The following is a 24,385-nucleotide window of genomic DNA, read 5'->3' as shown; positions in this document are numbered from 1 at the left end:
CAACGGAACAGCGTCAGACCCCCGAGATGTACCGCACGGCGTCGAGGTAGGGAAGGTTCACGGCGGCATCTGCGGCCGCACGGACGGCCGGCTTCGCATTGAACGCGATGCCGATTCCTGCGGCGCCGAGCATGTCGAGGTCGTTGGCGCCGTCGCCCACGGCAATCGTGTGCTCCATGGGGATGCCTTCGGCCGCCGCCCACTCGCGCAGGTACTTCTCCTTGGCGGCGCGGTCGACGACGTCGCCGATCACCTTGCCGCTCAGCGCACCGTCGACGATCTCGAGTTCGTTGGCAATCCAGTAGTGCAGGCCCAGGTCCTCGGCGATCGGCCGGAGGATCTGGTTGAACCCGCCGGAGACCACGGCCACGGCGTGGCCGGCGGTCTGGAACGCCGCCACGAGCTCGGCGGCCCCGTCGGTCAGCTTGACCTCGGCGCGGACCTTTTCGACGACGTCGGCAGGCAGCCCGGCGAGCACCGCCACCCGGGCGTGCAGGCTCTGGGCGAAGTCCAGCTCGCCGCGCATGGCCGCCTCGGTCACCGCGGTCACTTCCTCGCGCTTGCCGGCATAAGCGGCCAGGAGCTCGATCACTTCCTGCTGAATGAGCGTGGAGTCCACGTCCATGATCAGGAACTTGCGAGGCGCGTTGCGCAGTTCCGCGGGAACCAGGGCCGTGTCCACGCCGTCGATGCCTGAGGCCGCCAGCGTGCGGCGCGGACCCTCCAGCAGCGACGCCCGGAGGGAGGCTTCGGCGTTTCCGGGCTCTGCATCGAGGGAATCCAGTGCGCAGTCCGCCGCATACACCTCGAAGCGGCCGTCGCCGGTGCGGGTTTCGGCGTCGACGCTCAGCCCCGCGGCCGTGAGAAGCGACCGCAGGCGCTCGATGTCGGGAAGGGACAGTTTCAGGCCGTAGCTGACTGCGGTCACGTTCGAACTCATGGCTTCAATCCTAGCGAGCGGGCGCCGGACGGCCCGAATTCGTTGCGCACCGGCCCCCGCCGCGTGACGCCCCACGGCAGCCCGCGGCGCCGGTTATCAGTCGTCCGCTTTTTTGTCCTAGTGTCTACTCCTATGAGTGAAGTTCTTGAAATGGCCGGCGTGAGCGTTGTACGTGGGGCTAAGACCCTCCTGGACAAGGTCGACTGGCAGGTCAAGGAAGGCGAACGCTGGGTGATCCTGGGACCCAACGGCGCCGGCAAGACCACTCTTCTTCAGCTGGCAGGGGCGCGGATCCACCCCACGTCCGGCACGGCGGGCATCCTGGAGGAAGTGCTGGGCGCCGTCGACGTCTTTGAACTCCGGCCCCGGATCGGACTGTCCTCCGCCGCGCTGGCCAGCCAGATCCCGGAACAAGAAAAGGTCCTCAATGTCGTGGTCACGGCCGCGTACGGCGTGACCGGCCGCTGGCGCGAAGGCTACGAGAAGGACGACGAACGGCGCGCCTTCGGGCTGCTGAACGAGTGGGGCATGGGCCCGCTGCTCAACCGTCCCTTCGCCTCGCTCTCCGAGGGGGAGCGCAAGCGCGTCCAGATCGCCCGAGCCCTCATGACCGACCCTGAACTCCTGCTCCTCGACGAGCCCGCCGCCGGGCTGGACCTCGGCGGCCGCGAGGACCTCGTCCGGCGCCTGAGCGAACTCGCCCGCGATGAGTCGGCCCCGGCGATTGTCCTGGTCACGCACCACCTCGAGGAAGTGCCGCCGGGCTTCACCCACGCCATGCTCCTGCGCGACGGCGGTGTGGTGGCTTCCGGCCCGCTGCCCGAGGTCCTCACGGCCGAAAACCTGAGCGCGACGTTCGGCCTGCCGCTGGACGTCACCGTCACCGCCGGCCGGTACACCGCCACCGCCAGCCGCTGACGGGGCCGCTGACCGCGCGTGGAGCTCCTCAATAGCGTCTTCATTTTCTTCGCCGGGCTGTGGGCGGGCACCATCAACAGCGTCGTCGGCTCCGGCACGCTGGTCACCTTCCCGGTGCTGATCGCCCTGGGCTACCCTCCCGTCACCGCGTCCATCAGCAACGCCATGGGACTTGTGGCCGGCAATGCCGCCGGCGCCTGGGGCTACCGGAGGGAGCTGACAGGCCGGGGCAAGCAGTTACTCCGGCTCCTGCCGGCCTCACTGCTGGGCGCCGTGACCGGCGCCTACCTGCTGCTGCACCTGCCCGAGAAGGTCTTCTACTACGCCGCCCCTGTCCTGATCGTGCTGGCCCTGCTGATGGTGGCCTTCCAGCCGCGGCTCCAGCGGTGGGTGAAGAACCGGGAAGAAAATCCCGAGCACGCGATCCGGGACCGCCGCCACGGTGTGCTGCTGGTGGTGCTGGTGTACCTGGCCGGCGTCTATGGCGGCTACTTCGTCGCGGCGCAGGGCATCCTGCTGGTCGGCATCCTGGGCGTGTTCATGACCGGGACCATCCAGAACGCCAACGCGATGAAGAACATCCTGGTCCTGGGCGTGAACGTCGTCGCCGCCTGCTCCTACCTGTTGTTCGCCTTCGACCGGATCAGCTGGGGAGTGGTCGGCCTGATCGCCGTGAGCTCCCTGATCGGCGGGGTGATTGGCTCCAAGGTGGGGCGCAGGCTTTCCCCGGTGGTCCTGCGCGGGGTCATCTTCGTCCTGGGCCTGGTGGCGCTGGGATTCATGATCGCCAACCTTTTCAAATAACTACACGAACCTGCTGAAATGACCTGCCCGTGACTTTTTACTATCTTGACTCCGCCGACGACCCGCGGGTTTCGGACTACACCCAACTCACGGACGTGCACCTGCGCAAGGTCCGCGAACCCGCCGAGGGCCTGTACATCGCGGAGTCTTCCCGCGTCCTGCGCCGGGCCCTGGCGGCGGGGCACCGGCCGCGGTCCTTCTTCCTGGCCGAGAAATGGGCCGAGGACCTGGCGGATGTCTTTGCGCAGTACCCGGACGTCCCGGCCTATGTCGGCCCGGCCGCGCTCCTGGAGGAAATCACCGGCTTCCACCTGCACCGCGGCGCCATGGCCGCCATGCACCGGCCTGCCCCGGTGCCCCTGGCGGAACTGCTCGCGGGAGCCCGCCGGGTGGCCGTGCTGGAAGACATCGTGGACCACACCAACGTGGGGGCGATCTTCCGCTCCGCCGCTGCCCTGGGCGTGGACGCCGTCCTGGTGTCACCGCGCTGCGGGGATCCGCTGTACCGGCGCAGCGTGCGGGTCAGCATGGGCACGGTGTTCCAGGTGCCGTGGGCGCGGCTGGAAGACTGGGCGGGAGGATTGGCCGCGCTCCGGGAGCAGGGTTTCACCGTGGCCGCCATGGAGCTCACGGATGACGCCGTGGACCTGGACAAACTCGCGGCCCGGCGCCCCGAGCGGCTGGCGCTGGTGCTGGGCACGGAGGGGGCGGGCATGAGCGAAGGCACCCTGGCCGCCGTCGACCTCGCCGTGAAGATCCCGATGCGCCCGGGCGTCGATTCACTCAACGTCGCGGCGGCGTCGGCGGTCGCGTTCTGGGAGCTCCGCCCGAAGGGCTGACGTGCGCAAACGGCGTTCGTCACTCCGTCCGCTTTCCGCTATGATTGATAGCTGGCCGTCCGGTGCTTTCCGCCGGCCATCCCATTCATACCTGGCAGCTGGCAAAATCCAGTTGTGCGAACAAAGGTCCAATTATGAAGTCTGATACCCACCCGAAGTACGAAGCTGTTGTTTTCAACGACCTGGCTTCCGGCGTCAAGTTCCTGACCAAGTCCACCGTGTCTTCTTCCAAGACCATCGAGTGGGAAGACGGCAACACCTACCCGGTCATCGACGTCGAAATCTCCTCCGAGTCCCACCCGTTCTACACGGGCAAGCAGCGCATCATGGACTCCGCAGGCCGCGTCGAGCGCTTCAACGCTCGCTTCAAGGGCTTCGGCGGCAAGAAGTAACTTTCTTCCCCAAGGTCTTGTAGGAAGCCCGCACCGGCAACGGTGCGGGCTTTTTGCGTTGCCCTCGCGTACCGCCGTGCGTCGCGCCGCTGGCGGCGCCCGGGCCGCCGCCGCTTCCGTCGCGCCGCAGGCAGGATTGCCGTGGCAGGATTAATGCCATGACGACCCTTCCCTATGCTTCCGGTTCCGCGCACGACGACGGCGGCCGTCACCACGGCGAATACAAGGTCCCGGGCGGCAAGCTTGTGGTCGCCGATTTCGACGTCGTGGACGGCGTGCTGACGAACGTCTCGCTCAGCGGTGACTTTTTCCTGGAGCCGGACGAGGCGCTGCCGGAGATCAACCGGGCCCTCACAGGGCTGGCCCTGGACACCGGCGCCGCCGACATCGCGGCGGCCGTGACGGCGGCCCTGCCCGAAGACGCCGTGCTGTTTGGCTTTTCTGCCGACGCCGTCGCGGTCACCGTCCGCCGCGCCCTGGCGAAGGCCACGGGCTGGGCGGACCACCACTGGAACATCATCGCCCCGTCCGTCCTGCCCACCCACGTCAACGTTGCCCTGGATGAGGTCCTGACCGAGGAGGTCGGGGCCGGGCGGCGCAATCCCACCCTGCGGTTCTGGGACTGGGAGGAGCCCTCCGTGGTGATCGGCAGCTTCCAGTCGGTCCGCAATGAGCTCCACCCCGCAGGTGTGGCCAGGCACGGCATCAGCGTGGTCCGCCGGATCAGCGGCGGCGGGGCGATGTTCATGGAGGCCGGGAACTGCATCACCTACTCGCTCTACCTCCCGCAGACCCTCGTGGACGGCATCAGCTTCGCGGACTCGTACAGTTTCCTGGACGCCTGGGTCATGGCCGCGCTGGAGAAAGTCGGCATCAGCGCCTTCTACGTGCCGCTCAATGACATCGCCACCGAGCACGGCAAGATCGGCGGGGCGGCCCAGAAACGGCTCGCCAACGGCGGCATGCTGCACCACGTCACCATGAGCTACGACATCGACGCCGACAAGATGGTCGAGGTCCTGCGCATCGGGCAGGAGAAACTGTCGGACAAGGGCACCAGGAGCGCGAAAAAGCGGGTGGATCCGTTGCGCCGCCAGACCGGCATGGCCCGCGCCGAGATCGTCGCGGCCATGATGGACGTCTTCGCTGAACGCTATGGCGCCACGCCGTCCGAACTCACCGACGCCGAACTCGAGGCGGCCGGCCGCCGCGTCGAGACCAAGTTCGGCACCGCGGAGTGGCTCCACCGGGTGCCTTGAGCCCCTGCACCCCCGTCGGTTGCTCCGTAACGGCCCTATAGAGCCGCCAAAAGGGCAGTTACGGAGCAGTCGATCGGGGATTCGCCGCCAGGGCCTGCGCCGTGAGTGAACGGTGCAGGTGGCTGCGCTGTTCGATAATGATGCGGCGCAGCGCCCGCGGTGCTTCCGGGTGCCCGGCGAGCCAGTGGTCCGTCCGGACAATGACGGAGTGCGTGTCCGGGGTGCTGCCGTCCAGGTCCTGCCCGGCCGGGTAGAGCCCCCGGACAATCCGGCTCGCGATTTCAATGCTGCGCCCGCCCCACACGTCCACCAGGCAGTCGAAATAGCGGTCAGTGAATCCGCGCAGCAGCGGCGCCGGGGCAGTGTTGAAGCCGGCGATGGTGGCGCTCAGCAGCTGGTTGGAGAGCGAGGTGCCGTGCACGGCTTCCTGCCAAGCGGCCTCCTTGACGGCTTCCTCGGGGCGGGCCGCGAGGGCCGTGGCGTGCCCTGACTTGCCGGCGGCGGTGTTGTCCCGGGCAAGCTCCCCGTCCAGCTGGGCAACGGTGGCTTCCCCGTTGGCGGCAAGGGCATGCCAGAAGTTCCAGCGGAGCTCCGCATCCACGGACAGGCCGTCAAGGACCGTGCTGCAGTCGAGGATGCCGCGGAGCAGGTCCAGCCGGCTGTTGTCGAAGCGGCTGGCCGCGGCGACCGTGCGGGCCCACGCCAGCTGCTGGTCAGAGCCCGGCGCGGCCCGCTGGAGCTCGTCCGCAGCGAGGGACAGGAAGCCGTGGCGGACGGCGGCACGGCCGGCCGCGGGGACATAGCGTTCGATCGCGGTGGCGGCGTTGCCCAGGACATTCAGCAGCACACCGATCCCGGTTTCGGCGGGTCCGAAGCGCTGGACGGCGTCGACGTAGAGGGCGGCCGGCGTGACCGCGTCACGGGCCGAGTCCCACAGCGCCGTCCAGCACAGCGCCCGTGCCATGGGATCGCTGAGCTTGTCCAGGGAGTTGCGCGCCGTGGTCTCGGAGGGCGGGTCCAGCCGGACCTTGGCGTAGCTAAGGTCGTCGTCGTTGACCAGCAGCAGGGCGGGCCGCGGTTTACCCGCCAGTGCCGGGACGTCGGTCCGGTCGCCGCTGACGTCGGTCTCGACGCTGTCCGAGCGGACCAGGGCGCCGGCGTCGTCAAAGTCGTAGAGGCCGATCCGCAGCCGGTGCGGCCGCGGCTCCTGCCGGCCCGTCGTCGGGTCCTCCGCGTCCTGGAGGACCGTCACGGTGCCCAGGACGCCGTCGTGCTCCTCGATCTCGCTGGCGAGGGTGGAAATGCCGGAGGTCTGCAGCCACTGCCGGGCCCAGTCCGCGAGGTCCCGGCCGGATGCCGAGCTCAGCGCGGTCAGCAGCTCGGCCAGGGTGGTGTTGCCGTAGGCGTGGTCCTTGAAGTACTGGCGTGAGCCGGCAATGAACGCCTCGAACCCGACGTACGCGACAAGCTGCTTCAGGACAGAGGCGCCCTTGGCGTACGTGATGCCGTCGAAGTTCTGCTTCGCGGCCTCGAGGTCCGGGATGTCGGCAACGATCGGGTGCGTCGTGGGGAGCTGGTCCTGCACGTAGGCCCAGGCCTTGCGGTTGTTGGCGAAGTTCACCCAGGCCGTGTCCCAGTCCGTGGTCCGGTCCACGCCCAAGGTGCCCATGTAGTCCGCGAAGGATTCCTTGAGCCACAGATCGTCCCACCACTTCATTGTGACGAGGTCGCCGAACCACATGTGTGCCATCTCGTGCAGGAGGGTATTGGCGCGGGCCTGGTACTGGGAGTCGGCGGCCCGGGAGGTGAAGACGTAGCTTTCCGTGAAGGTCACGAGTCCCGGGTTCTCCATGGCGCCGAGGTTGTATTCAGGCACGAACGCCTGCTCGTATTTGCCCCACGGGTAGGGGAAATCGAAGAGCTCGTTGAAGAAGCTCAGCCCGTTCTTGGTGAGACTGAAGAGCGCCCCGGCGTCGAAGGACGCGGCCATGGACGCGCGGCAGTAGAGCGCCAGCGGCACCTCCAGGACCGTGCCGTCGGCCAGCCTGCCGCTCCAGGTGTCCCCGGCCTTGAAGTACGGACCGGCCAGGACGGTGGTGATGTACGTCGACATCGGCTGGGTGGGGGCGAAGTCCCAGAGGCTCGTGGCGGGGTCGGACGTTAGCTGGGTGCGCAGGACCTCAGCACCGTTGGAGGACACCTGCCAGTCCGACGGGGCCATGACATGGAACGTGAACTCGGCCTTCAGGTCGGGCTGCTCGAAGTTCGCGAACACCCGGCGCGCGTCAGCGGGTTCGTACTGGGTGTAGAGGTAGCACTGCCCGTCGGCGGGATCCACGAAGCGGTGCATGCCCTCGCCTGAGGTGCTGTACAGGGCCGTCCCGGTGATGGTGACCTGGTTCTCGGCCTGCAGGTTGTCGAGCCGGATGCGGGAGCCGTCCACGACGTCGGCCACGGCCAGGCCCTTGCCGTTGAGGAAGACGCTGTGCACGCTGCCCGCGATGAAGTCCACGAAGGTCGACGCTCCGGGTTCGGTGGCCGAGAACGTGATGACGCTGCGGCTCGGGTAGCCGGCGACACCCGGGTCCGCTGCCTGCCGGACGTCCAGGGAGACGTCGTAGCTGTGCGTGGTGATGAGGGCGGAGCGGGCCGCGGCTTCGTCGCGGCTCAGATTCTGATTCGACACCCCGCTATCTAATCACGGGAGCCTGTGTGCCGGATCACGTCGGCGGGAACATCAGGAACGCGGCGCCCAGCCCGAGCAGGGCGATCAGCAGCCAGGACGCCAGCGCGGCCAGCAGCGCGCGGGCGCCGGTGTGGAGGAGTTGGCCCACCCGCACCGCGGAGCCCAGTCCGAACAGCGCCATGCCCAGCAGCGCGTCCTGGACAGCGGCGGCCGCGTCCAGGACGGCGGGGGAGAGCCAGCCGGTGGTGCGGAGGGCCGCCAGGGCCACGAATCCGAGAACAAACAGCGGGATCACCGGCGGGCGCTTGGCGCCGTCGGCTTCGGAGCCCAGACGATGGTGGAAACCCGCGGCGGCCACCACCGGTGCCAGCAGGATCACCCGCGTGAGTTTGACGACGACGGCGACTGCCAGGGCGGCGGTGCCCGCGGTCTGGGCGGTGGCGACCACCTGTCCCACGTCGTGTACTGAGGCGCCGGTCCACGCCCCGAAGGTCTCCGGCCCGAGGCCCAGTGGCCGCGCGAGCAGCGGCAGCACCCCGATCGCCAGCGTCCCGCACAGGGTCACAAGCGCCACCGGCAGCACCGTTTCCTCCTGCCGGATCCGGCGCACGGCGGCCATCGCCCCGATCGCGGACGCCCCGCAGATGGCGAACCCCGTAGCCACCAGCAGCGATACGCGCGGAGGAAGCCGGAAGAGCCTGCTGATCCCGTAAGTGCCCGCGAAAGCCGCCGCCACCACGGCCGCAATCAGCAGCAGCGCCGCCCAGCCCAGGCCCAGCACGTCGCCGAGGCTGACCTTCAGGCCGAGCACCACGATTCCGGCGCGCATGAGGTGCTTGCCGGCGAAGTCCAGCCCGGGACGTGCCGGCCCGGCGGTCCAGCCCGCCACACCCGGCAGGTTGGCGGCCAGGAGCCCGAGAAGCACGGCCAGGGTCATCGCCGGGAGCGCGGGGAGCAGCTGATGGACAGCGACGGCGGCGGCAACGGCCGCTGCGGCGCCGATCAGGCCTGGCGCGGCCGCGGATGCGGGAGTGGTGGAAGGCACGCCCCTACATTGCCGTACGCGGCGGGAAAAGCAGTAACTGCGGCCGCCCGGGCAGGCGCCCGTGCGCCGACCGCGCCGTGCGGGGGCCGCCGAAATGATTTCGTAACGAAAAAGTGGTTGGCTAGTCACCATGTCTGACCTATTCCAGGATTACTCCGAGGCTGCCGGCCGCACCGGCGCCTACGACGAGATGTTTACCCCCGGCCAGCAGGCCCGGAAGTCCTACGGGCAGGTGGCCGGGGCCCTGCGTGAACTTTCATTGGCCGATGTGAGCGCCCGCGCCGATTCCATGGCACGGACCTTCCTGGACCGCGGCGTCACCTTCGACTTCGCCGGCGAGGAGCGCCCCTTCCCCCTGGACATCGTCCCCCGGGTGATCCCCGCCGATGAGTGGAGCGTCCTGGAACGCGGTGTCGCGCAGCGGGTCCGGGCCTTGGAAGCCTTCCTCAACGACGTCTACGACAAGATGACCGTGGTGTCCGACGGCGTCATCCCGCGCCAGCTCGTCACCACGAGCGCCCACTTCCACCGCCAGGTGCACGGCTTCGAACCCGCCGGCGGCGTCCGCGTCCACATTTCCGGCATCGACGTCGTCAGGGACGCCGCGGGCACCTTCCGCGTCCTGGAGGACAACGTGCGGGTGCCCTCGGGCGTCAGCTACGTCCTCGAGAACCGCCGCGCCATGGCCAAGGGCCTGCCCGAGGCCTTCGGCCAGCAGCTCATCCGCCCTGTCGAGGAATACCCGCGCCGGCTCCTGTCCGCGCTGCGCAAAACGGCGCCCGCCGGCGTCGACGATCCCACCGTCGTGGTCCTGACCCCCGGCGTGTTCAACAGCGCCTACTTCGAGCACACCCTCCTTGCCGGCCTCATGGGCGTCGAGCTCGTCGAGGGCCGCGACCTCATCTGCCGCGGCAACCGCGTCTACATGCGCACCACCGCCGGTGAGCAGCGCGTGGATGTCATCTACAAACGCATCGACGACGAGTTCCTGGATCCACTGCAGTTCCGGGCCGATTCCATGCTCGGCTGCCCGGGCCTGGTCAACGCGGCCCGCGCCGGTGGCGTGACCATCGCCAACGCGGTGGGCAACGGCGTCGCCGATGACAAGCTCGTGTACAGCTATGTCCCGGACCTGATCCGGTACTACCTCAGCGAAGAGCCCGTGATCGCCAACGTGGACACCTACCGGCTCGAAGAGAAGGAAGCCCGGGAACACGTCCTGGACCGGCTCGACGAGCTCGTGGTCAAGCCGGTCGACGGCTCCGGCGGCAAGGGCCTCGTGATCGGCCCGGATGCCTCCAAGGAAGAACTCGAAGCCCTCCGCAAGCGGGTCATCGCCGATCCCCGCGGGTGGATCGCGCAGCCGGTGCTGCAGCTGTCCACGGTGCCCACGCTCAGCGGCGACAAGTTCGGCCCCCGGCACGTGGACCTGCGCCCGTTCGCGGTCAACGACGGCGAGGACGTCTGGGTGCTTCCCGGCGGCCTGACCCGGGTGGCGCTCAAGGAGGGCTCGCTGATCGTCAATTCAAGCCAGGGCGGCGGCTCCAAGGACACCTGGGTCCTGGCGGATTCCCCGCAGGTTCCGGTCGAAGTCATCCCGCGGCCCACCATCACGGTCCGTGAGCGGGTTTCGGTCTGGCCGGTCGAAAGCAACTGGCGCGACAGCCAGAAAGAGCAGCAACAGCAGCAGCAGATTTCTGACGCGCAGGAGGTAACCGCGAATGCTTAGCCGTATTGCCGAGTCACTGTTTTGGATCGGCCGCTACGTGGAACGGGCCGACGGCACAGCCCGGATCCTCGACGTCCACCTGGAGCGCCTCAACCACCTGCCCATGGAAGAACAGCGCAGCGTCGCGCAGGAGCTCCTGGCGGTGATGGGTGCACGCCCGCAGAATGACGAGTTCGGCCTCCCCGAGCTGTTGAACGCCCTGGCGTACGACAAGCACAGTGCGACGTCGATTGCCGGCTCGCTCGGCGCGGCCCGGGAAAACGCCCGCCGTGCCCGGGAGACCGTCTCCTCCGGGCTCTGGGAAAGCCTCAACACTACCTACTACGGGCTGAACCAGCACCGCAAGGACGTCGTGGGCACCTACCGGTTCTGCAACTGGGTCCTGGAGCGCACGGCGATGGTCAGCGGCCTCGCCGACACCACCGTCAGCCACGACGAGAGCTGGCTGTTCCTGGTCCTGGGCCGGTCCCTCGAACGCGCCGACATGACGGCCCGCATGCTGTCCACGCGCGATGTCCTCTCGGCCGGCATGTCCTGGGTGAACATGCTCCGCTGCGCGGGCGCGTACGAATCCTTCCTGCGCACGCGCCGGGCGGCCTTCGGCGACCAGCACGCGGCAGAGTTCCTGCTCCTGGACCGGCTGTTCCCGCGGTCGATCGTCTACGCCCTGCGCGACGCCGACGAGTGCCTCGCGAAGCTGGACCCCTCGGCCCAGCGCGTCGGCTTCATCAACGACGCCCGCCGCATTGTCGGCCAGGCCCGCACCTTCCTGGAGTTCCACCGCACAGACGACCTGATGTCGGAACTGCCGGAGCACATGGAGCGTGTGCAAAAGGCGGTTTCGCAGGCCTCGGACGCCATTTCCCGTAAGTACTTCAATCAGGCAGACGAACTGGCCTGGGTGGGAGAAGTTTCATGACCCGGCTGAGGATCGTCCACAAGACGGCGTACAAGTACAACAAGCGCGTCACCCTGTCCTACAACGAGGCCCGGATGACCCCGCTGACGGACCCGCAGCAGGTGGTCCTGGAGTCCTCCATGAAGGTGTCGCCCTCGCAGGCGGCCCTGAGCAGCTACCGCGACTACTGGGGCACGCGCGTGACGGCCTTCGACATGCAGATGCCCCACGAACACCTCGAAGTCCTCTCCACCACCACCGTGGAGGTGCACCGGGTGGAGAAGATCGCAGCCGAGGCCGACATCGTCGGGTGGGACGTCCTGGCGGCCCCGGAGACGCTCAACCAGTACAGCGACTGGATTCCGCAGTCCCAACTGACCGGTCCGGGCACCGAAGTGCTTGGCATCATTCCGGGCGTCGTCGAGGGGAAGACGCCGCACGAGGCCGCCATGGCGGTCTTCGCCTGGATGCGCGGCGAGATGACGTACATGAAGGGCTCCACCGGCGTCACCACTAACGCCGAGCAGGCCTGGAACCAGCGGCAGGGCGTCTGCCAGGACCTGGCGCACCTGGCCATCGGCTCCCTGCGCAGTTGCGGGATCCCGGCCCGCTACGTTTCCGGCTACCTTCACCCTCGTTCGACGGCGGACATCGGCGAGACGGTGGCAGGCCAGTCCCACGCGTGGCTCGAATGGTGGGACGGCGAATGGCGCAGCTGGGACCCGACCAACCACAAGCCGGCCGGGGACTTCCACGTCACCGTGGCCCGGGGCCGCGACTACCGCGACGTCCCGCCGCTCAAGGGCATCCTGTCCGGCGGCGGCGGATCGGCCCTCAACGTCAGCGTGGAGATCACCCGCCTCGCCTAGCCGCACAACGTTGCTCTATCAGTTATGGCTGCTCTGAGCCCTCAGAACAGCCATAACTGATAGCGCAACCCGGGGACCGGGGCGGTAGGGGACCGGGGGTAAGGATTATTCCAGGCCCGACCGGGTGGCGTCGTCCAGCGGTGTCCACCAGGTCATCGGCGGGACCACCTTGAACCGACGGCCGGTGACGGTATCCGGCGTGATCCGGACGAAGTGCTCCTTCTTCCCGGCCTGCCACGGGAACAGCAACAGGCCCACGGTGTCCATGACTTCCTCAGGGTTCTGCACCGGCGCGGCCTGGCCTTTGGCCACGACGCTCCAGGCGATCCCGGTGTCCGCGTCGACGCCGTCCGCTTCCACCGCTACCGGCGTGTCGCCCGTGGCTGCCTGCAGCTTGGTGCCCACTGCGGTGCGGAACACTAGCGTCCCGTGATCGACCTTGTAATTGATCGGGAAGATGTCGGGATGATCGTCCACCCAGACCGCCAGCCTACCCACCGAGACGCTGCGCAAGAGTCGCCAGCATTCGTGATGATCGAGGTTTTCCACGGCGTGGGGCTGGTCCTTCGACGTCTGGCCGCCCGGGTTCGCATCAGTACTCATGCCGGCGAGCTTACGCCGCAGGGGTGAGCAGGGGCTAGGGCAAAAGGTCCCAGCCATGGAACAAAGCGCTAATAAATGCCCACTACTCGGGACCTTCCGTTCAGTTCACGGTATTCTGGCATCACGTCGTCAGCGTCGACGAGCGCCGGAGCGATTGGGGCAACAACATGCATTCGACGGGTAAGAGCCATGGCCATACCGCCTCCGAGCCAAATCCCAGTCTTGAGGAGCTGCTGAAGGGTTTTGGTTCCAGGGCCGAGGAACTCCAACAGTCTCAGGAACGCATGGCCGGATTGCTGGAAGCGGTTGTGGCGGTGGCCGAGGACCTGAGCCTGGATGCAGTCCTGGAGCGCGTAGTGCTGTCGGCGTGCCGGTTGCTGCATGCCCGGTTCGGCGCCTTGGGGGTGATCGGCGATGACCACGCCCTGAGCCACTTCATCACCGTCGGCATCGACGAAGAGCTTGCACAGCAGATCGGTCCGTTACCGACAGGCCACGGCGTACTCGGCCTGCTGATTTCCGATCCCCGGCCAATGCGGATGCACGATCTACGAAAACATCCGGAGTCTTACGGCTTCCCGGCACACCACCCGCCCATGCATTCCTTCCTGGGCGTCCCGGTCCGCGTCCGCGAAGTCGTCTTCGGAAACCTCTACCTCACGGAGAAGGAAAGCGGCGGCGATTTCACCGACGAGGACGAAGCCCTGGCAGTCGCCCTCGCCGCAGCCGCCGGCGTCGCCATCGAGAACGCCCGCCTTTACGACGACGCGCGCCGCAGGGCGCGGTGGCTGGAAGCCAGCATGGACGTCTCCGGGCTGATGTTGAGCACCGACCGGGACTACACCTCGGGCGGCCTTGACCCGATTGCCGCCCGCGCCCTCCAGGAGTCCGCGTCCGACCTCGCCTTGCTGGTGGCGCCCGCGGCCGACTCGCCGAGCTACGTGGTGATCGGCGTCGCCGGTGAACGCGGACGGTCCTTTTCGGGACGGTCGCTCCACCTTGAGTCCGAACGTCTGGAAGGAGTTCTCGACGGCGGCGAGCCGGTGCTCTTCGACGACGCGTCCGACGTCGTCGGGGAGGTCGACGGCTCCGTCACGGGGCCGCTGCTGGCCGTGGCACTCAGCACCCAAGGCGCCCACCACGGGCTTCTCCTGCTGGCAAAGAACAAAGATTCGGTCCGCTACGCCAGGACAGACATTGAAATGGGAGCCGTCTTCGGTTCCCACGTGGCCCTGGCCCTGGAACTGGCCAGAGTGCACCGGCTGCGCGAAGAGCTCCTGGTCTTCACCGACCGTGACAGGATCGCCAGGGACCTCCATGACCTCGTCATCCAGCGGCTGTTCGCTGCCGGACTGAGCGTGCAGAGCCTCACCCGCTTCACCAAGGAAGAATTGGCGCTGGAGCGGATCCGCAACATCACAGGCGAACTCGACGAGGCCATCCGGAGCCTCCGCGACACCATCTACTCCCTCAAGAGCAGCGGCGGAGAAACCGAACTGCTGAGCGGCCGGATCCGCCGGGTCACGAAGAGTTCGGCGAAGTCCATGCCTTTTGCCCCGCGCCTGACCATCACCGGACCGGTGGATGCCGTGACACCGGACAAGGCCGACAACGTGGTGGCTGTTGTCTCCGAGGGCCTCAGCAACGCGATCCGGCACTCGGGCGCGGACACGATTTCCGTCTCAGTCGCCGTCATCAAGGGCCGGGTGACGGTGGTGATCAACGACAACGGCACCGGATTCGCCGATCCGGAAAAACGCGGAGGCCTGACAAACCTCGAGGACCGGGCGCGGATGCTCGATGGCGAGTGCACCATCACCAGCACGCCCGACGCCGGTACGAGCCTCGAGTGGTCGGTGCCCCTTTAGGGCCCCTTCATTTTTCGGCGGTATGCCCGGACTGCAGGTGCTACCGGACGCTGTGCGGCCGGTTCGCGTCACCGGCGTTCCCGCCGGACGCCACCGGGACCGCCGGACTGGCGATGAAGACGGCTGCCTGGGTGCGGCGTTCGAATCCAAGCTTGGCCAGCAGCGAGGAAACGTAGTTCTTGACGGTCTTTTCCGCCAGGAACATCTCCGCCGCTATCTGCCGGTTGGTCAGTCCGCCGCCCACAAGTTCCAGTACCCGGCGTTCCTGAGGCGTGAGGGACGAGGTACGGGGGTCGACTTCCTCGGTATCCACCAGGCTGTCCACGACGCCGGCGGCGACGCCTTCCTCAAAGAGCGATTCCCCGGTGGCCGCCCGCCGCAGGGCCCCGATCAGGTCGGTGCCGCCGATCTCTTTGAGTACGTAGCCCCGGGCGCCTGCCAGCACGGCGCCGCGCAGTGCCTGTTCGTCGTCAAAGCTCGTCAGGATGATGCAGTTCAGGGAAGGGTCAACAGAGCGCACGTCGCGGCAGACCTCAATACCGGTCCCGTCAGGCAGCCGGGCGTCCAGCACACAGACGTCCGGATGCAGGGCCGGAATCCGGCGGGTTGCCTCGACCGCGGATCCGGAACTGCCGACCACGACGAATCCCTCGCCTTCGAGGAGTTCCTGCAGCCCTCGCCTGACCAGCTCGTGGTCGTCAAGGATGAAGACGCGTATAACCGCCGGCACGCCATCGGGTGCAGTGAGACCTGCATCTGACCAGGCAATCATGGTTCTCCTGTCCGGCCGCCTTCTGCTGCACCGTTTGATTCTGTAGTTCGCTGACTTCCCCAAGCCTTAGCCATTCTTCTGCACACCGTGTCCCGGGACAAGGGTCCTAATGCCCACCCGCCGGCGGCGCCGCATGACTTTTGGCCCTAGGCGCCCACAGGGCCCGGCGGCATCATGGGAGCGGCGCCATCCGTGCCCGGCCGATACGACGATGAGGGATCACCAATGAACGAAGCCAGCGACACCCGGACCATCATTGTGGGCGTTGACGGTTCGGAGCCTTCTGTGGAGGCTCTCCGGCAGGCGCAGCGCCTTGCCGTGCCGCTGTCCGCCACAGTGGTCGCCCTGGCCTGCTGGGATTACCCGCCGGTCTACGACGGCTACGTCGCCGTCGGCATCGATGACTTTGATGTCCGGGCGGGGGAGATCCTCGCCGAGGCAGTCGCCAAGGCGTTCGGCCCGGACGCTCCCGCCAACGTCGAAACCCGGCTCGTCCAAGGCCATCCGCGCCACGTGCTCATCGAGGAAAGCAAAACCGCGGACATGCTGGTTCTGGGCCGCCGCGGCCACGGCGGCTTCGGCGGCCTGCTTCTGGGATCCGTCAGCTCCGCCTGTGTGGCGCATGCGCATTGCCCGGTGCTGATCGTGCACTCGCCCGAGAACGAGTCGTGACGCCGGAGCTATTCGAAGGTGGAGCGGCGCGGGTCCGAAAGGCGCGTGGTCCAGAGGTCGGGCCGGTTGACCTTGAAGCGTCGTCCGGTCAGCGCCTTGGGAGCGACCCGCACGTAATAGGCCTTCTCGCCAGGCTGCCAGGGCTCCAATAGCAACGCATCCACGGCATCCTTCTCCTCCTGGCTCTCAATGAGCTCGGCTTCGCCGCGGGCCATGACGCTCCACGCCGCTTCGTCGTGGGCGTCGTAGCCGTCGATTTCGAAGGCGACCGGCTTGGAGGTGATGGCGCCCCACAGTTTCGTGCCGCCGGAGGTGCGGAAGACAATCGCACGCCGTTCAAGCACAAAGTTCACTGGAAAGATCTCCGGATGGCTGTCCACGATCAGCGCGACGCGCCCCACGGCTTCGGTATCGAGGAGGACCCAGCACTGGTCCATGGTGAGCGAGTAATCGGGCGAGGGCGTGGTTGAGTCCATGGACAGACACCCTACGGGCAGGCCCGGAGTCCCATTAGGGCCATAAGGCCCGGTCAAGGGGCCATAAGGCCCGGCGGCCACACCCCGCAGCGCGCTCCCCGTGCCGCCAGGCGGATCCGGGGAGCTCCGGACGTCACCAGGGGCTGGGCTTGTAGTCCTTGAGGAAGACGCCGTACTGATCTTCGCCGGCCTCGCCCATGACGATCGGGTCATAGACGCGGGCCGCGCCGTCAACCAGGTCCAGGGGCGCGTGGAAGCCCTCTTCCATGAGACGGACCTTGGTGTAGTGCGGGCGCTCGTCCGTGATCCAGCCGGTATCCACTGCGGTCATCAGGATCCCGTCGGCGTCAAGCATTTCCTGGGCACTGGTGCGCGTCATCATATTCAGCGCCGCCTTGGCCATGTTCGTGTGCGGGTGCCCGGGGCCCTTGTAGGCGCGGGAGAACTGGCCTTCCATGGCGCTGACGTTGACGATGTACTTCCGCCGCGCGGTGGAGCGCTTCATGGCGCCGCGGAGCCGGCTCACCAGCAGGAACGGGGCCGTGACGTTGCACAGCTGCACTTCGAGCATCTCCAGCGGGTCCACCTCGTCCACCACCTGGGTCCAGCTGTTGATCGTGGCGAGATCCGGCACCAACCCGCCGGCGTCGATCGCGGTGCCCGAGGAAATGCGCTCCAGTGAGGCAGAACCCGTGGACAGGGCCAGGGAGGTGATGGCGTCCCCGGCCAGCACAGGGTGTTCAAGCACCGTGCTGGCCAGTGCCAGCGGGTGCTTGTCATGCGCGTGGCCGAACGTGACGAGCTCGGGCCCCCCATTGCCGGCCTGAAGGGCCGCGGGCAGCGGCTCGTCCTCGGCGTCGACCAGGGGCTTATAGGCGTTTCCGGAGCGCCGCACCGTCTGGGCCGCGTTGTTGATGATGATGTCCAGCGGACCTGCGGCGTCCAGGGAGTCCGTCAGGGCCATCACCTGGGACGGATCCCGGAGGTCGATGCCCACGATCCGGAGCCGGTGCAGCCAGTCAGCACTGTCCTCCATCGCGGCAAAGCGGCGCGCGGCGTCCTTCGGGAAGCGTGTGGTGATGGTGGTGTGGGCGCCGTCCCGGAGGAGCCGGAGCGCGATGTACATGCCGATCTTCGCCCGGCCGCCGGTCAACAGGGCATTGCGGCCGGTCAGGTCGGTGCGCGCGTCGCGCTTACTGTGGCTGAACAGGGCACACTCGGGGCACAGCTGGTGATAAAAGGCGTCCACCTGGGTGTAGTGCTGCTTGCAGATGTAGCACGGGCGAGACCTGATGAGGTGCCCGGCGATTTCGCCGGTCGCGGACGGGGCAAGCTTGTTGCCGCGCGTCTCGTCGTCGATCCTGTCCGGGGCCGCCGTCGCTGTCTGGGCGATGACGGCGCGGTCCGCTTCGGCGATCTCATCGCGCTTGGCAACCCGGCGGTGGCGCTTGACCGCCTTGAACATCTTTCCGGTGGCACGGCGGACGGACACGTAGTCCGGGTGTTCCTCGTCGTACGCGTGGATGGTGTTCAGGACCTTCAGGCAGGCCCGAATCTCCTCCGGGGTCAGCTCGGCAGCGGCCGGCTCGGCTGGGGTCAACGCAGCAACGGAAAGATCGGAGGATAGATCGGGGGAGCTCATTGCCCCAATTTTACAGGCAACCGGTGCCCTGCCGGACCTCCGGCAGGGCACCGGCCTTAGTAGGCCTTGGTCGAGCGTTTGCCCTGGGAGTCCACGCCGACGGCGGCGGCCTGCGCCTCAGCGACCCTGTCCACCGAGTCCCGCAGTTCCGGCCAGTTTTCGGTGGCGGCACGGACGGCATCCGGTACAAGGCGCAGGTTGGCGGCGGAGAGCGCCCGTTCTGCGTCGCCGGGCTCCGGGACGAGCTGCCCCTTGGACAGGACCGTGATGCCGGACTCCGTGACCTTGAAGCCGCGGGCGCGGTCGAGTTCGGCGTCGAGGCCGATCGCGGCCCCGGCCGGAACCTTGACGTTCTTGTCGAGGATGGCGCGCCTGATCACAGCACCCTCGCCGACATTGACCTTGTCCATGAGCACCGAATCCAGGACCCGGCTGGATGTGCCGACGTACACATCGTTGGAGAGCACTGAGCCCTCCACGATGCCGCCCGAGACGACGACGCCGTTGGCCACGATGGAATCGAGGGCGCTGCCCACGGTGTTGGATTTGCCGCGGACAAACTTGGCCGGCGGGGAGACGCTCTGGCGGGTGTAGATCGGCCACTCGGAGTTGTAGAGGTTGAACACCGGCACAGGGGAGATCAGGTCCATGTGGGCGTCGTAGAACGAGTCAATGGTGCCGACGTCGCGCCAGTAGGTGCGGTCCCGTTCGGTGGACCCGGGAATGTCGTTGAGCGTGAAGTCGTAGACGCCGGCCTCACCCTGGGAGACAAAGTAGGGGATGATGTCCCCGCCCATGTCGTGCTTGGTGTCGAGGCGCTCGGCGTCAACGTGCAGGGCTTCGACGAGGGCATCGGCGTTGAACACGTAATTGCCCATGGAGGCCAGGAACTGGCTCGGGTCGGCCGCGAGGCCGGGCGTCGAGGACGGCTTCTCGACGAAGGCGGAAATCTTGTCCGGGTTTTCGGGGTCGGTTTCGATCACGCCGAACTGGTCCGCCATGTGCAGCGGCTGGCGGACGGCGGCTACCGTCGCCTTGGCCCCGCTGGCTACGTGCTGCGCCACCATCTGGGAGAAGTCCATGCGGTAGACGTGGTCTGCGCCCACCACGACGACGATGTCGGGGTTGGCGTCGTGGATCAGGTTCAGGGACTGATAGATGGCGTTGGCACTCCCCAGGAACCAGCTCTTGCCGACCCGCTGCTGGGCCGGAACGGAGGCCACGTAGTTGCCTAATTGGGTGGACAAGCGCCACGTTTCAGAAATGTGCCGGTCCAGGCTGTGCGACTTGTATTGCGTCAGCACCACAATTTGCAAATAACGCGAATTCACAAGATTTGAAAGGGCAAAGTCAATGAGCCGGTAGCTTCCGGCAAACGGCACGCCCGGCTTGGCCCGGTCCGCCGTCAATGGCATGAGCCGGTTTCCCTCGCCACCTGCGAGGACAATTGCCAAGACTTTCTTTTGCTGCGGCATGGTTATCGCTCCTGAACGCCTTCGTTACTCCCCAAAACAGTCCGGCATGCCCGAACGTCTTCACACTAGATCAGTTCCACCGTAACGACTACCTTGGTGCATGTGCGAATAGACATTGTGACCAAAGAATTCCCGCCGGAAATCTACGGCGGCGCCGGAGTCCATGTGGCCGAGCTCAGTAGAGTCCTGGCCCAACGTGTGGACCTACAGGTGCGTGCCTTCGGCGCGCCCCGCGAGCCCGGGTACCACGGAGCGACGGTCACGTCCTACTCCGTGCCCGAAGACCTGGGCTCCGCCAACGCCGCCATCCAGACCCTCGGGGTGGATCTTAGGATCGTTCCGGACATTGCCGGCGCGGACCTGGTGCACTCCCACACCTGGTACGCCAACATGGCAGGACACATTGCGTCCCTGCTCCACGGCATTCCCCATGTGCTCAGCGCCCACAGCCTGGAACCGTTGCGCCCGTGGAAGGCCGAACAGCTCGGCGGCGGCTACGCGGTGTCTTCCTGGGTGGAAAAGACCGCCTACGAGGCCGCCGCCGCCATCATCGCCGTTTCGGAAGGCATGCGACAGGACATCCTGCGCAGCTATCCGGAGGTGGACCCGGCCAAGGTCAAGGTGGTCCACAACGGCATTGACGTCAGCTTGTGGAACCGGGACGAGGGCGAGGACGTGGTCCGGGCGCTCGGGATCGACCCCTCGCTGCCGAGCGTAGTGTTTGTCGGCCGCAACACCCGGCAAAAGGGCGTTCCCTACCTCCTCCGTGCCGCCGCCAAACTGCCGGCCAATGTCCAGCTGGTGCTGTGCCTCGGCGCAGCCGATACTCCCGAGCTGGCGGCCGAGACCGCGCGCCTCATCGAGGAGCTGCAGAGCAAGCGCACGGGCGTGATCGTGGTGGAACGGATGCTGCCCCGCAACGAGCTCATCCAGGTCCTCAGCCACGCCACGGCGTTCGCCTGCCCGTCCATCTACGAGCCGCTGGGCATCGTGAACCTTGAAGCCATGGCCTGCGGTGCCGCCGTGGTGGCCAGCGCCACCGGCGGCATCCCGGAGGTTGTCGATCACGGAGTGACCGGGCTGCTCGTGGAGCTCGAACAGGTCACCGACGGCACGGGCACCCCGCTCGACCCGGAAAAGTTTGTCACCGAGTTCGCCGCCGCCCTGACCGAGGTGGTGTCCGATCCCGCCCGGGCCCGGGCCATGGGGGAAGCGGGCCGGCGCCGGGCGGAGGAGCACTTCTCCTGGGAATCCATCACAGAGACCACGCTGGAGGTCTACCGTTCGGTCCTTCCAGGCCCGGCCTCCTGACCGGCAGTCCTCCAGACAGAGATATGGACTCAGGCAAGGACTGCTGAACACCCGACGGCGCCGCCCCCTCAACGGGGAGCGGCGCCGTCGTGCGTTCAAGGCTTGGCCGGATGATGGTGCCGCCGAAAGCTCAGGCGCGCGCGGCCTTGGACTGCAGCGTGGTGCGGGCGAGCAGGATCTTCTCATCGACGGGCGCCTGGCCGCTGGCCCGCTGCTTCCGGAAGTAGTCCCGGGCCTCGTCCTGCCGGATCTTTTCCGCCCCGGTCGAGATCTCGGCGCGGAGATGCTCAGGTCCGTAGCCGAACGCGTCCACCAGGTCGACGGCGTGCGGCCGGATCTTCACGAGGAGCCGGTTGATGTACTCGCCCACGGTGCGCCCGCGCTGCATCGACAACCGGCCGTTCATCAGGTACCAGGACAGGTTCTTCTCGATGAGCGACAGGCCGAAGAGATCACGCAGCCAGGTCAGGACCTTGTGCGTACCGGGGTCGGTGACGTTGCCGAGGGCTTCGGTAAAGGCCTCCCACTGCAGCAGCTCGGCGTGCGCCTGTGCGGCTTCGATGAGCTCGTGCTGGTGTGCGTTGAACAGGGCGGCGCCCTGCCGCTGCGGGAGCCTGTTGGCCCCCTTGAGCGCCGCGCCGACCTGCGCGACCATGGCCTGGACCCGGTCGGTCAGGAGGGCGCGCTGGCTTGATTCGTCGCGGATGGCGATCGCGGCCTTCTGCACGGAGCCGGAATCGGCCATGAACTGGGCCACCTGGCGCAGGCCGCTGCGGTGCAGCGCAGTGCCCGTCGCCTGGGACACGACGTAGCGGGCCAGGACACCGACGTTGGCGTTGCGGAACTCCTTGGCGTAGTCCGCGAGCAGGCGCTTGGCGACGAGCTGCAGCAGGACCGTGTTGTCGCCTTCGAAGGTCACATAGACATCCAGGTCCGCGCGGAGCGACGCGAAGCGGTTCTCGATCAGGAAGCCGGCACCGCCGCAGGCCTCGCGGCATTCCTGCAGCGTGTCCAGGGCATGCCAGGTGCTGAGCGGCTTGAGCGCCGCGGCCAGGGTCTCGAGGTCCTGCCGGTCCTCGTCGGTGTCGTGCCGGCCGGAGAAAACGTCGTCGAACTTCTCGAGCAGCTGCTCGTGCGCGAAGCTGGCCGCGTAAGTGGTGGCGAGCCGGGTGAAGAGCCTGCGCTGGTGCCGCTGGTAGTCCAGCAGGACCTCCTCGTCGGTCTGGGAGGAGGCGTTGAACTGCCGGCGCTCGGTGGCGTACTGGATGGCGGTCTTCAGCGCGAGCTTGGAGGCGGCCACGGCGGCACCGTCGAGCGAGACCCTGCCCTGGACGAGGGTGCCGAGCATGGTGAAGAAACGCCGGCCCGGGCTGGCGATGGGGGAGGTGTAGTTGCCCTCGGCATCGACGTCGCCGTAGCGGTTGAGCAGGTTGGTGCGCGGGATGCGGACATTCGCGAAGTGGAGCCGGCCGTTGTCGATGCCGTTCAGGCCGCCCTTGACGCCGTCGTCCTCGCCGCCGATCCCGGGCAGGAATTCCTTGGTGTCGGGGTCGCGCAGATCCAGGTAGAAGGCGTGCACGCCGTGGTTGACGCCCTTGGTCAGGAGCTGGGCGAAGACGACCGCGCCCAGGCCGTCGATCGCGGCGTTGCCGATGTAATCCTTCCACGCGGCCCGGAACGGCGTGTGGATCACGAATTCCTCGGTGGCCGGGTCGTAGGTGGCCGTGGTGGCGATGCTGGCGACGTCCGAGCCGTGCCCGGTCTCGGTCATGGCAAAACAGCCGGGAATTGCCAGGCTCATGATGCCCGGCAGCCACTTGCGGTGGTGGTCCTCGGTGCCCAGGTGCATGACGGCGGAACCGAAGAGGCCCCACTGCACGCCGGCCTTGATCTGCAGGGAAGGATCGGCGGTGACCAGTTCCTCGAAGCCTGCAATGTTGCCGCCATGGTCATCGTTGCCGCCAAGCGCGGACGGGAAGGCCCGGTGGACGGCTTCGTGGCGCACGAGGTGCTCCAGCTGCCCGAAGGCACGCCGGCGGTGTTCGGTGTGGGTCAGGCCTTCGATCTTGTGCAGTTCCGGTTGGCCGGACACCGCGCGGGCGTGCCGGCGAACGTCGGCCCATTTGCCCAACAGTTGCTCGCCAAGGGCTGCGACGTCGACGGCGGGCTGCTCCGGGGCGCCGGGCCGGCTGGCTGCCGATGTTGTGCTGCGTCCGGGCTCGGTGCCGGCGGTACGGTCGGCGAGTTCAGTCATGTCGATTCCTTCTTTGGTTCTGACAATTCAGTGCTAAGGCCTCAGTTCCGGGGTCTCGGCTGCGAGGCCGGGGCCCTGGTGCCGGTGCTAGGAGGTGCCGCGGTCCGGCACAGGGTCCGCCCCCGCCGGGGGCGGCGTCTGCAGTTCGGGAGCGATCCCGAAGCAGAGCCAGTCCGTAATCTGCCGTGCCATGGCCTCCTGGTCCGGCTTGGCGGGTCCCGGCGGGCTGGCGAGCCACTGCTCTCCGGCGTTCCGCACCAGCCCGATCGCGGCGTTGGGCCAGTAGCCGATCACGGCTTCCTTGTCCTGGCCGCCGCCCAGGTGGCTGCGCATGGGCCGGGCGATCATGTCGCTGATGGCGGCGAAGAAGTGGCTCAGCGCCCCGGCGGTGGAGACGGACGGACCCGCCGTGTCTGCGTCGCCGTGGCCGTGGCGCGTCACGAACGTATAGACGTTCGGGCTGGTCTCGGCCATCTGCAGGTAGGCCGAGACCATGGCGAACAGGCCCTCGCGCGGTGTCTGGGCGCTCTGGGCGGCCTCCTGGATCCGGCGCTGCATCTGGCCCAGCACCACCTCGCCCACGGCCTGCTGGAGACCGGCTTTGTCACCAAAATAGCGGTAGAACACGGACTTTGACGTTCCCGCGGCTACGGCGATGTCTTCCATGGAAGCGTCGCTGCCCAGGGCGTGCACCGCCTTCCGGGCTGACTTGATGAGCTCCCGCCGCCGTTCCTCGCGGTGGGACTGCCACCGCGAGGAACGGCCGTCGACGCCGGACGGCCCACCGGGGGTGCCGGAGGGGGCGCCCGACGCGCCGCTTGACGGGGTGTTTGGCGGGGTGCTGGACCGGGGGCCGGCGCCCCTGGCGGCGGCCTTGCCGCTGGCCGTGGTGGCGTCCGGCGGACTAGCGTGGGGGATGTTCACGATACCCAG

21 protein-coding genes are annotated in these 24,385 nt (G+C 67.6%); 11 read left to right on the top strand and 10 right to left on the bottom strand.

Features of this window, described 5'->3' with window-relative positions; genetic code table 11:
- Positions 1-13 precede the first annotated feature (13 nt).
- On the bottom strand, positions 14-940 hold the full coding sequence (gene serB / locus ACVWZ7_RS00210; protein ID WP_456506527.1) for a phosphoserine phosphatase SerB: 927 nt from the start codon (positions 938-940) through the stop codon (positions 14-16).
- A 132-nt stretch (positions 941-1,072) separates the two neighbouring features.
- Between serB and ACVWZ7_RS00205 the strand changes: the two genes are divergently transcribed.
- The 5 genes from ACVWZ7_RS00205 to ACVWZ7_RS00185 all read left to right on the top strand — a co-directional run bounded on the left by ACVWZ7_RS00205 (position 1,073) and on the right by ACVWZ7_RS00185 (position 5,152).
- Positions 1,073-1,858 (top strand): ABC transporter ATP-binding protein, encoded by a 786-nt coding sequence (locus tag ACVWZ7_RS00205; RefSeq protein WP_116765714.1) that lies wholly within the window; start codon positions 1,073-1,075, stop codon positions 1,856-1,858.
- 18 nt (positions 1,859-1,876) lie between these two features.
- The gene (locus tag ACVWZ7_RS00200; protein WP_116765713.1) at positions 1,877-2,662 is read left to right on the top strand and encodes a sulfite exporter TauE/SafE family protein; all 786 of its coding nucleotides are present in this window, start codon (positions 1,877-1,879) and stop codon (positions 2,660-2,662) included.
- Between the two features lie 29 nt (positions 2,663-2,691).
- A complete protein-coding gene (locus tag ACVWZ7_RS00195) occupies positions 2,692-3,501 on the top strand; it encodes a TrmH family RNA methyltransferase (protein ID WP_456506526.1) in 810 nt (269 codons plus the stop codon).
- Positions 3,502-3,635: 134 nt separating this feature from the next.
- Entirely contained in the window at positions 3,636-3,893 is a 258-nt protein-coding gene (locus ACVWZ7_RS00190; protein ID WP_090956047.1) for a type B 50S ribosomal protein L31, read from the top strand.
- Positions 3,894-4,051: 158 nt separating this feature from the next.
- Positions 4,052-5,152, top strand: coding sequence for a lipoate--protein ligase family protein (locus ACVWZ7_RS00185; RefSeq protein WP_456506525.1), 1,101 nt, complete (start codon positions 4,052-4,054; stop codon positions 5,150-5,152).
- Between the two features lie 58 nt (positions 5,153-5,210).
- Here the strand turns inward: ACVWZ7_RS00185 and pepN are convergent, their stop codons facing one another.
- Complete coding sequence (gene pepN, locus ACVWZ7_RS00180; protein ID WP_456506524.1) at positions 5,211-7,838, bottom strand: aminopeptidase N; 2,628 nt, start codon at positions 7,836-7,838, stop codon at positions 5,211-5,213.
- Positions 7,839-7,872: 34 nt separating this feature from the next.
- Positions 7,873-8,883 (bottom strand): YeiH family protein, encoded by a 1,011-nt coding sequence (locus ACVWZ7_RS00175; protein WP_456506523.1) that lies wholly within the window; start codon positions 8,881-8,883, stop codon positions 7,873-7,875.
- A gap of 130 nt (positions 8,884-9,013) precedes the next feature.
- Here ACVWZ7_RS00175 and ACVWZ7_RS00170 point away from each other — a divergent pair, with 130 nt between their 5' ends.
- From ACVWZ7_RS00170 to ACVWZ7_RS00160, 3 genes are read left to right on the top strand one after another with little or no spacing between them, the layout of a single operon-like run.
- Entirely contained in the window at positions 9,014-10,612 is a 1,599-nt protein-coding gene (locus ACVWZ7_RS00170; RefSeq protein ID WP_116765708.1) for a circularly permuted type 2 ATP-grasp protein, read from the top strand.
- Positions 10,605-11,531 carry an alpha-E domain-containing protein gene (locus ACVWZ7_RS00165; protein WP_091254130.1) on the top strand — a complete coding sequence of 309 codons (927 nt, stop codon included), beginning with the start codon at positions 10,605-10,607 and terminating at the stop codon, positions 11,529-11,531. Before ACVWZ7_RS00170 ends, ACVWZ7_RS00165 begins: the two co-directional genes overlap by 8 nt.
- Positions 11,528-12,379: a transglutaminase family protein gene (locus ACVWZ7_RS00160; protein WP_344367716.1), complete on the top strand. Its 852-nt coding sequence runs from the start codon at positions 11,528-11,530 to the stop codon at positions 12,377-12,379. The genes ACVWZ7_RS00165 and ACVWZ7_RS00160 overlap by 4 nt, the downstream gene beginning before the upstream one ends.
- A gap of 105 nt (positions 12,380-12,484) precedes the next feature.
- Here the strand turns inward: ACVWZ7_RS00160 and ACVWZ7_RS00155 are convergent, their stop codons facing one another.
- Positions 12,485-12,982: a pyridoxamine 5'-phosphate oxidase family protein gene (locus ACVWZ7_RS00155; RefSeq protein WP_237563289.1), complete on the bottom strand. Its 498-nt coding sequence runs from the start codon at positions 12,980-12,982 to the stop codon at positions 12,485-12,487.
- 167 nt (positions 12,983-13,149) lie between these two features.
- On the opposite strand from ACVWZ7_RS00155, the gene ACVWZ7_RS00150 reads away from it, so the two are divergent.
- A complete protein-coding gene (locus ACVWZ7_RS00150) occupies positions 13,150-14,850 on the top strand; it encodes a GAF domain-containing sensor histidine kinase (protein WP_344367715.1) in 1,701 nt (566 codons plus the stop codon).
- Between the two features lie 40 nt (positions 14,851-14,890).
- Here ACVWZ7_RS00150 and ACVWZ7_RS00145 read toward each other — a convergent pair whose 3' ends face one another.
- Positions 14,891-15,622 (bottom strand): response regulator transcription factor, encoded by a 732-nt coding sequence (locus ACVWZ7_RS00145; protein WP_344367714.1) that lies wholly within the window; start codon positions 15,620-15,622, stop codon positions 14,891-14,893.
- A gap of 225 nt (positions 15,623-15,847) precedes the next feature.
- On the opposite strand from ACVWZ7_RS00145, the gene ACVWZ7_RS00140 reads away from it, so the two are divergent.
- Positions 15,848-16,294 (top strand): universal stress protein, encoded by a 447-nt coding sequence (locus tag ACVWZ7_RS00140; RefSeq protein ID WP_456506522.1) that lies wholly within the window; start codon positions 15,848-15,850, stop codon positions 16,292-16,294.
- Between the two features lie 8 nt (positions 16,295-16,302).
- Here the strand turns inward: ACVWZ7_RS00140 and ACVWZ7_RS00135 are convergent, their stop codons facing one another.
- The 3 genes from ACVWZ7_RS00135 to glgC form a co-directional block, all read right to left on the bottom strand.
- Positions 16,303-16,770, bottom strand: coding sequence for a pyridoxamine 5'-phosphate oxidase family protein (locus ACVWZ7_RS00135; protein ID WP_116765703.1), 468 nt, complete (start codon positions 16,768-16,770; stop codon positions 16,303-16,305).
- 133 nt (positions 16,771-16,903) lie between these two features.
- The gene (locus ACVWZ7_RS00130) at positions 16,904-18,412 is read right to left on the bottom strand and encodes an SDR family NAD(P)-dependent oxidoreductase (protein WP_456506521.1); all 1,509 of its coding nucleotides are present in this window, start codon (positions 18,410-18,412) and stop codon (positions 16,904-16,906) included.
- 56 nt (positions 18,413-18,468) lie between these two features.
- Positions 18,469-19,887: a glucose-1-phosphate adenylyltransferase gene (gene glgC, locus ACVWZ7_RS00125; protein WP_425547244.1), complete on the bottom strand. Its 1,419-nt coding sequence runs from the start codon at positions 19,885-19,887 to the stop codon at positions 18,469-18,471.
- A 102-nt stretch (positions 19,888-19,989) separates the two neighbouring features.
- On the opposite strand from glgC, the gene glgA reads away from it, so the two are divergent.
- Entirely contained in the window at positions 19,990-21,198 is a 1,209-nt protein-coding gene (gene glgA / locus ACVWZ7_RS00120) for a glycogen synthase (protein ID WP_116765907.1), read from the top strand.
- A gap of 130 nt (positions 21,199-21,328) precedes the next feature.
- On the opposite strand, the gene ACVWZ7_RS00115 is transcribed toward glgA, so the two are convergent.
- Positions 21,329-23,452, bottom strand: coding sequence for an acyl-CoA dehydrogenase family protein (locus ACVWZ7_RS00115; protein WP_456506520.1), 2,124 nt, complete (start codon positions 23,450-23,452; stop codon positions 21,329-21,331).
- Between the two features lie 87 nt (positions 23,453-23,539).
- Positions 23,540-24,370: a TetR family transcriptional regulator gene (locus ACVWZ7_RS00110; protein ID WP_456509037.1), complete on the bottom strand. Its 831-nt coding sequence runs from the start codon at positions 24,368-24,370 to the stop codon at positions 23,540-23,542.
- Positions 24,371-24,385: the final 15 nt, after the last annotated feature.

The sequence above is a fragment of the Arthrobacter sp. TE12232 genome (genome assembly GCF_054062615.1).
This window is presented reverse-complemented; position numbering and strand designations above follow the sequence as displayed.

What these genes read in the sequence shown, in the direction of transcription:
- serB (WP_456506527.1), bottom strand. Translation starts at nt 940, where the DNA reads ATGAGTTCGAACGTGACCGCAGTCAGCTACGGCCTGAAACTGTCCCTT.
- ACVWZ7_RS00205 (WP_116765714.1), top strand. Translation starts at nt 1,073, where the DNA reads ATGAGTGAAGTTCTTGAAATGGCCGGCGTGAGCGTTGTACGTGGGGCT.
- ACVWZ7_RS00190 (WP_090956047.1), top strand. Translation starts at nt 3,636, where the DNA reads ATGAAGTCTGATACCCACCCGAAGTACGAAGCTGTTGTTTTCAACGAC.
- ACVWZ7_RS00185 (WP_456506525.1), top strand. Translation starts at nt 4,052, where the DNA reads ATGACGACCCTTCCCTATGCTTCCGGTTCCGCGCACGACGACGGCGGC.
- ACVWZ7_RS00170 (WP_116765708.1), top strand. Translation starts at nt 9,014, where the DNA reads ATGTCTGACCTATTCCAGGATTACTCCGAGGCTGCCGGCCGCACCGGC.
- ACVWZ7_RS00165 (WP_091254130.1), top strand. Translation starts at nt 10,605, where the DNA reads ATGCTTAGCCGTATTGCCGAGTCACTGTTTTGGATCGGCCGCTACGTG.
- ACVWZ7_RS00160 (WP_344367716.1), top strand. Translation starts at nt 11,528, where the DNA reads ATGACCCGGCTGAGGATCGTCCACAAGACGGCGTACAAGTACAACAAG.
- ACVWZ7_RS00155 (WP_237563289.1), bottom strand. Translation starts at nt 12,982, where the DNA reads ATGAGTACTGATGCGAACCCGGGCGGCCAGACGTCGAAGGACCAGCCC.
- ACVWZ7_RS00150 (WP_344367715.1), top strand. Translation starts at nt 13,150, where the DNA reads ATGCATTCGACGGGTAAGAGCCATGGCCATACCGCCTCCGAGCCAAAT.
- ACVWZ7_RS00145 (WP_344367714.1), bottom strand. Translation starts at nt 15,622, where the DNA reads ATGATTGCCTGGTCAGATGCAGGTCTCACTGCACCCGATGGCGTGCCG.
- ACVWZ7_RS00140 (WP_456506522.1), top strand. Translation starts at nt 15,848, where the DNA reads ATGAACGAAGCCAGCGACACCCGGACCATCATTGTGGGCGTTGACGGT.
- ACVWZ7_RS00135 (WP_116765703.1), bottom strand. Translation starts at nt 16,770, where the DNA reads ATGGACTCAACCACGCCCTCGCCCGATTACTCGCTCACCATGGACCAG.
- ACVWZ7_RS00130 (WP_456506521.1), bottom strand. Translation starts at nt 18,412, where the DNA reads ATGAGCTCCCCCGATCTATCCTCCGATCTTTCCGTTGCTGCGTTGACC.
- glgC (WP_425547244.1), bottom strand. Translation starts at nt 19,887, where the DNA reads ATGCCGCAGCAAAAGAAAGTCTTGGCAATTGTCCTCGCAGGTGGCGAG.
- ACVWZ7_RS00115 (WP_456506520.1), bottom strand. Translation starts at nt 23,452, where the DNA reads ATGACTGAACTCGCCGACCGTACCGCCGGCACCGAGCCCGGACGCAGC.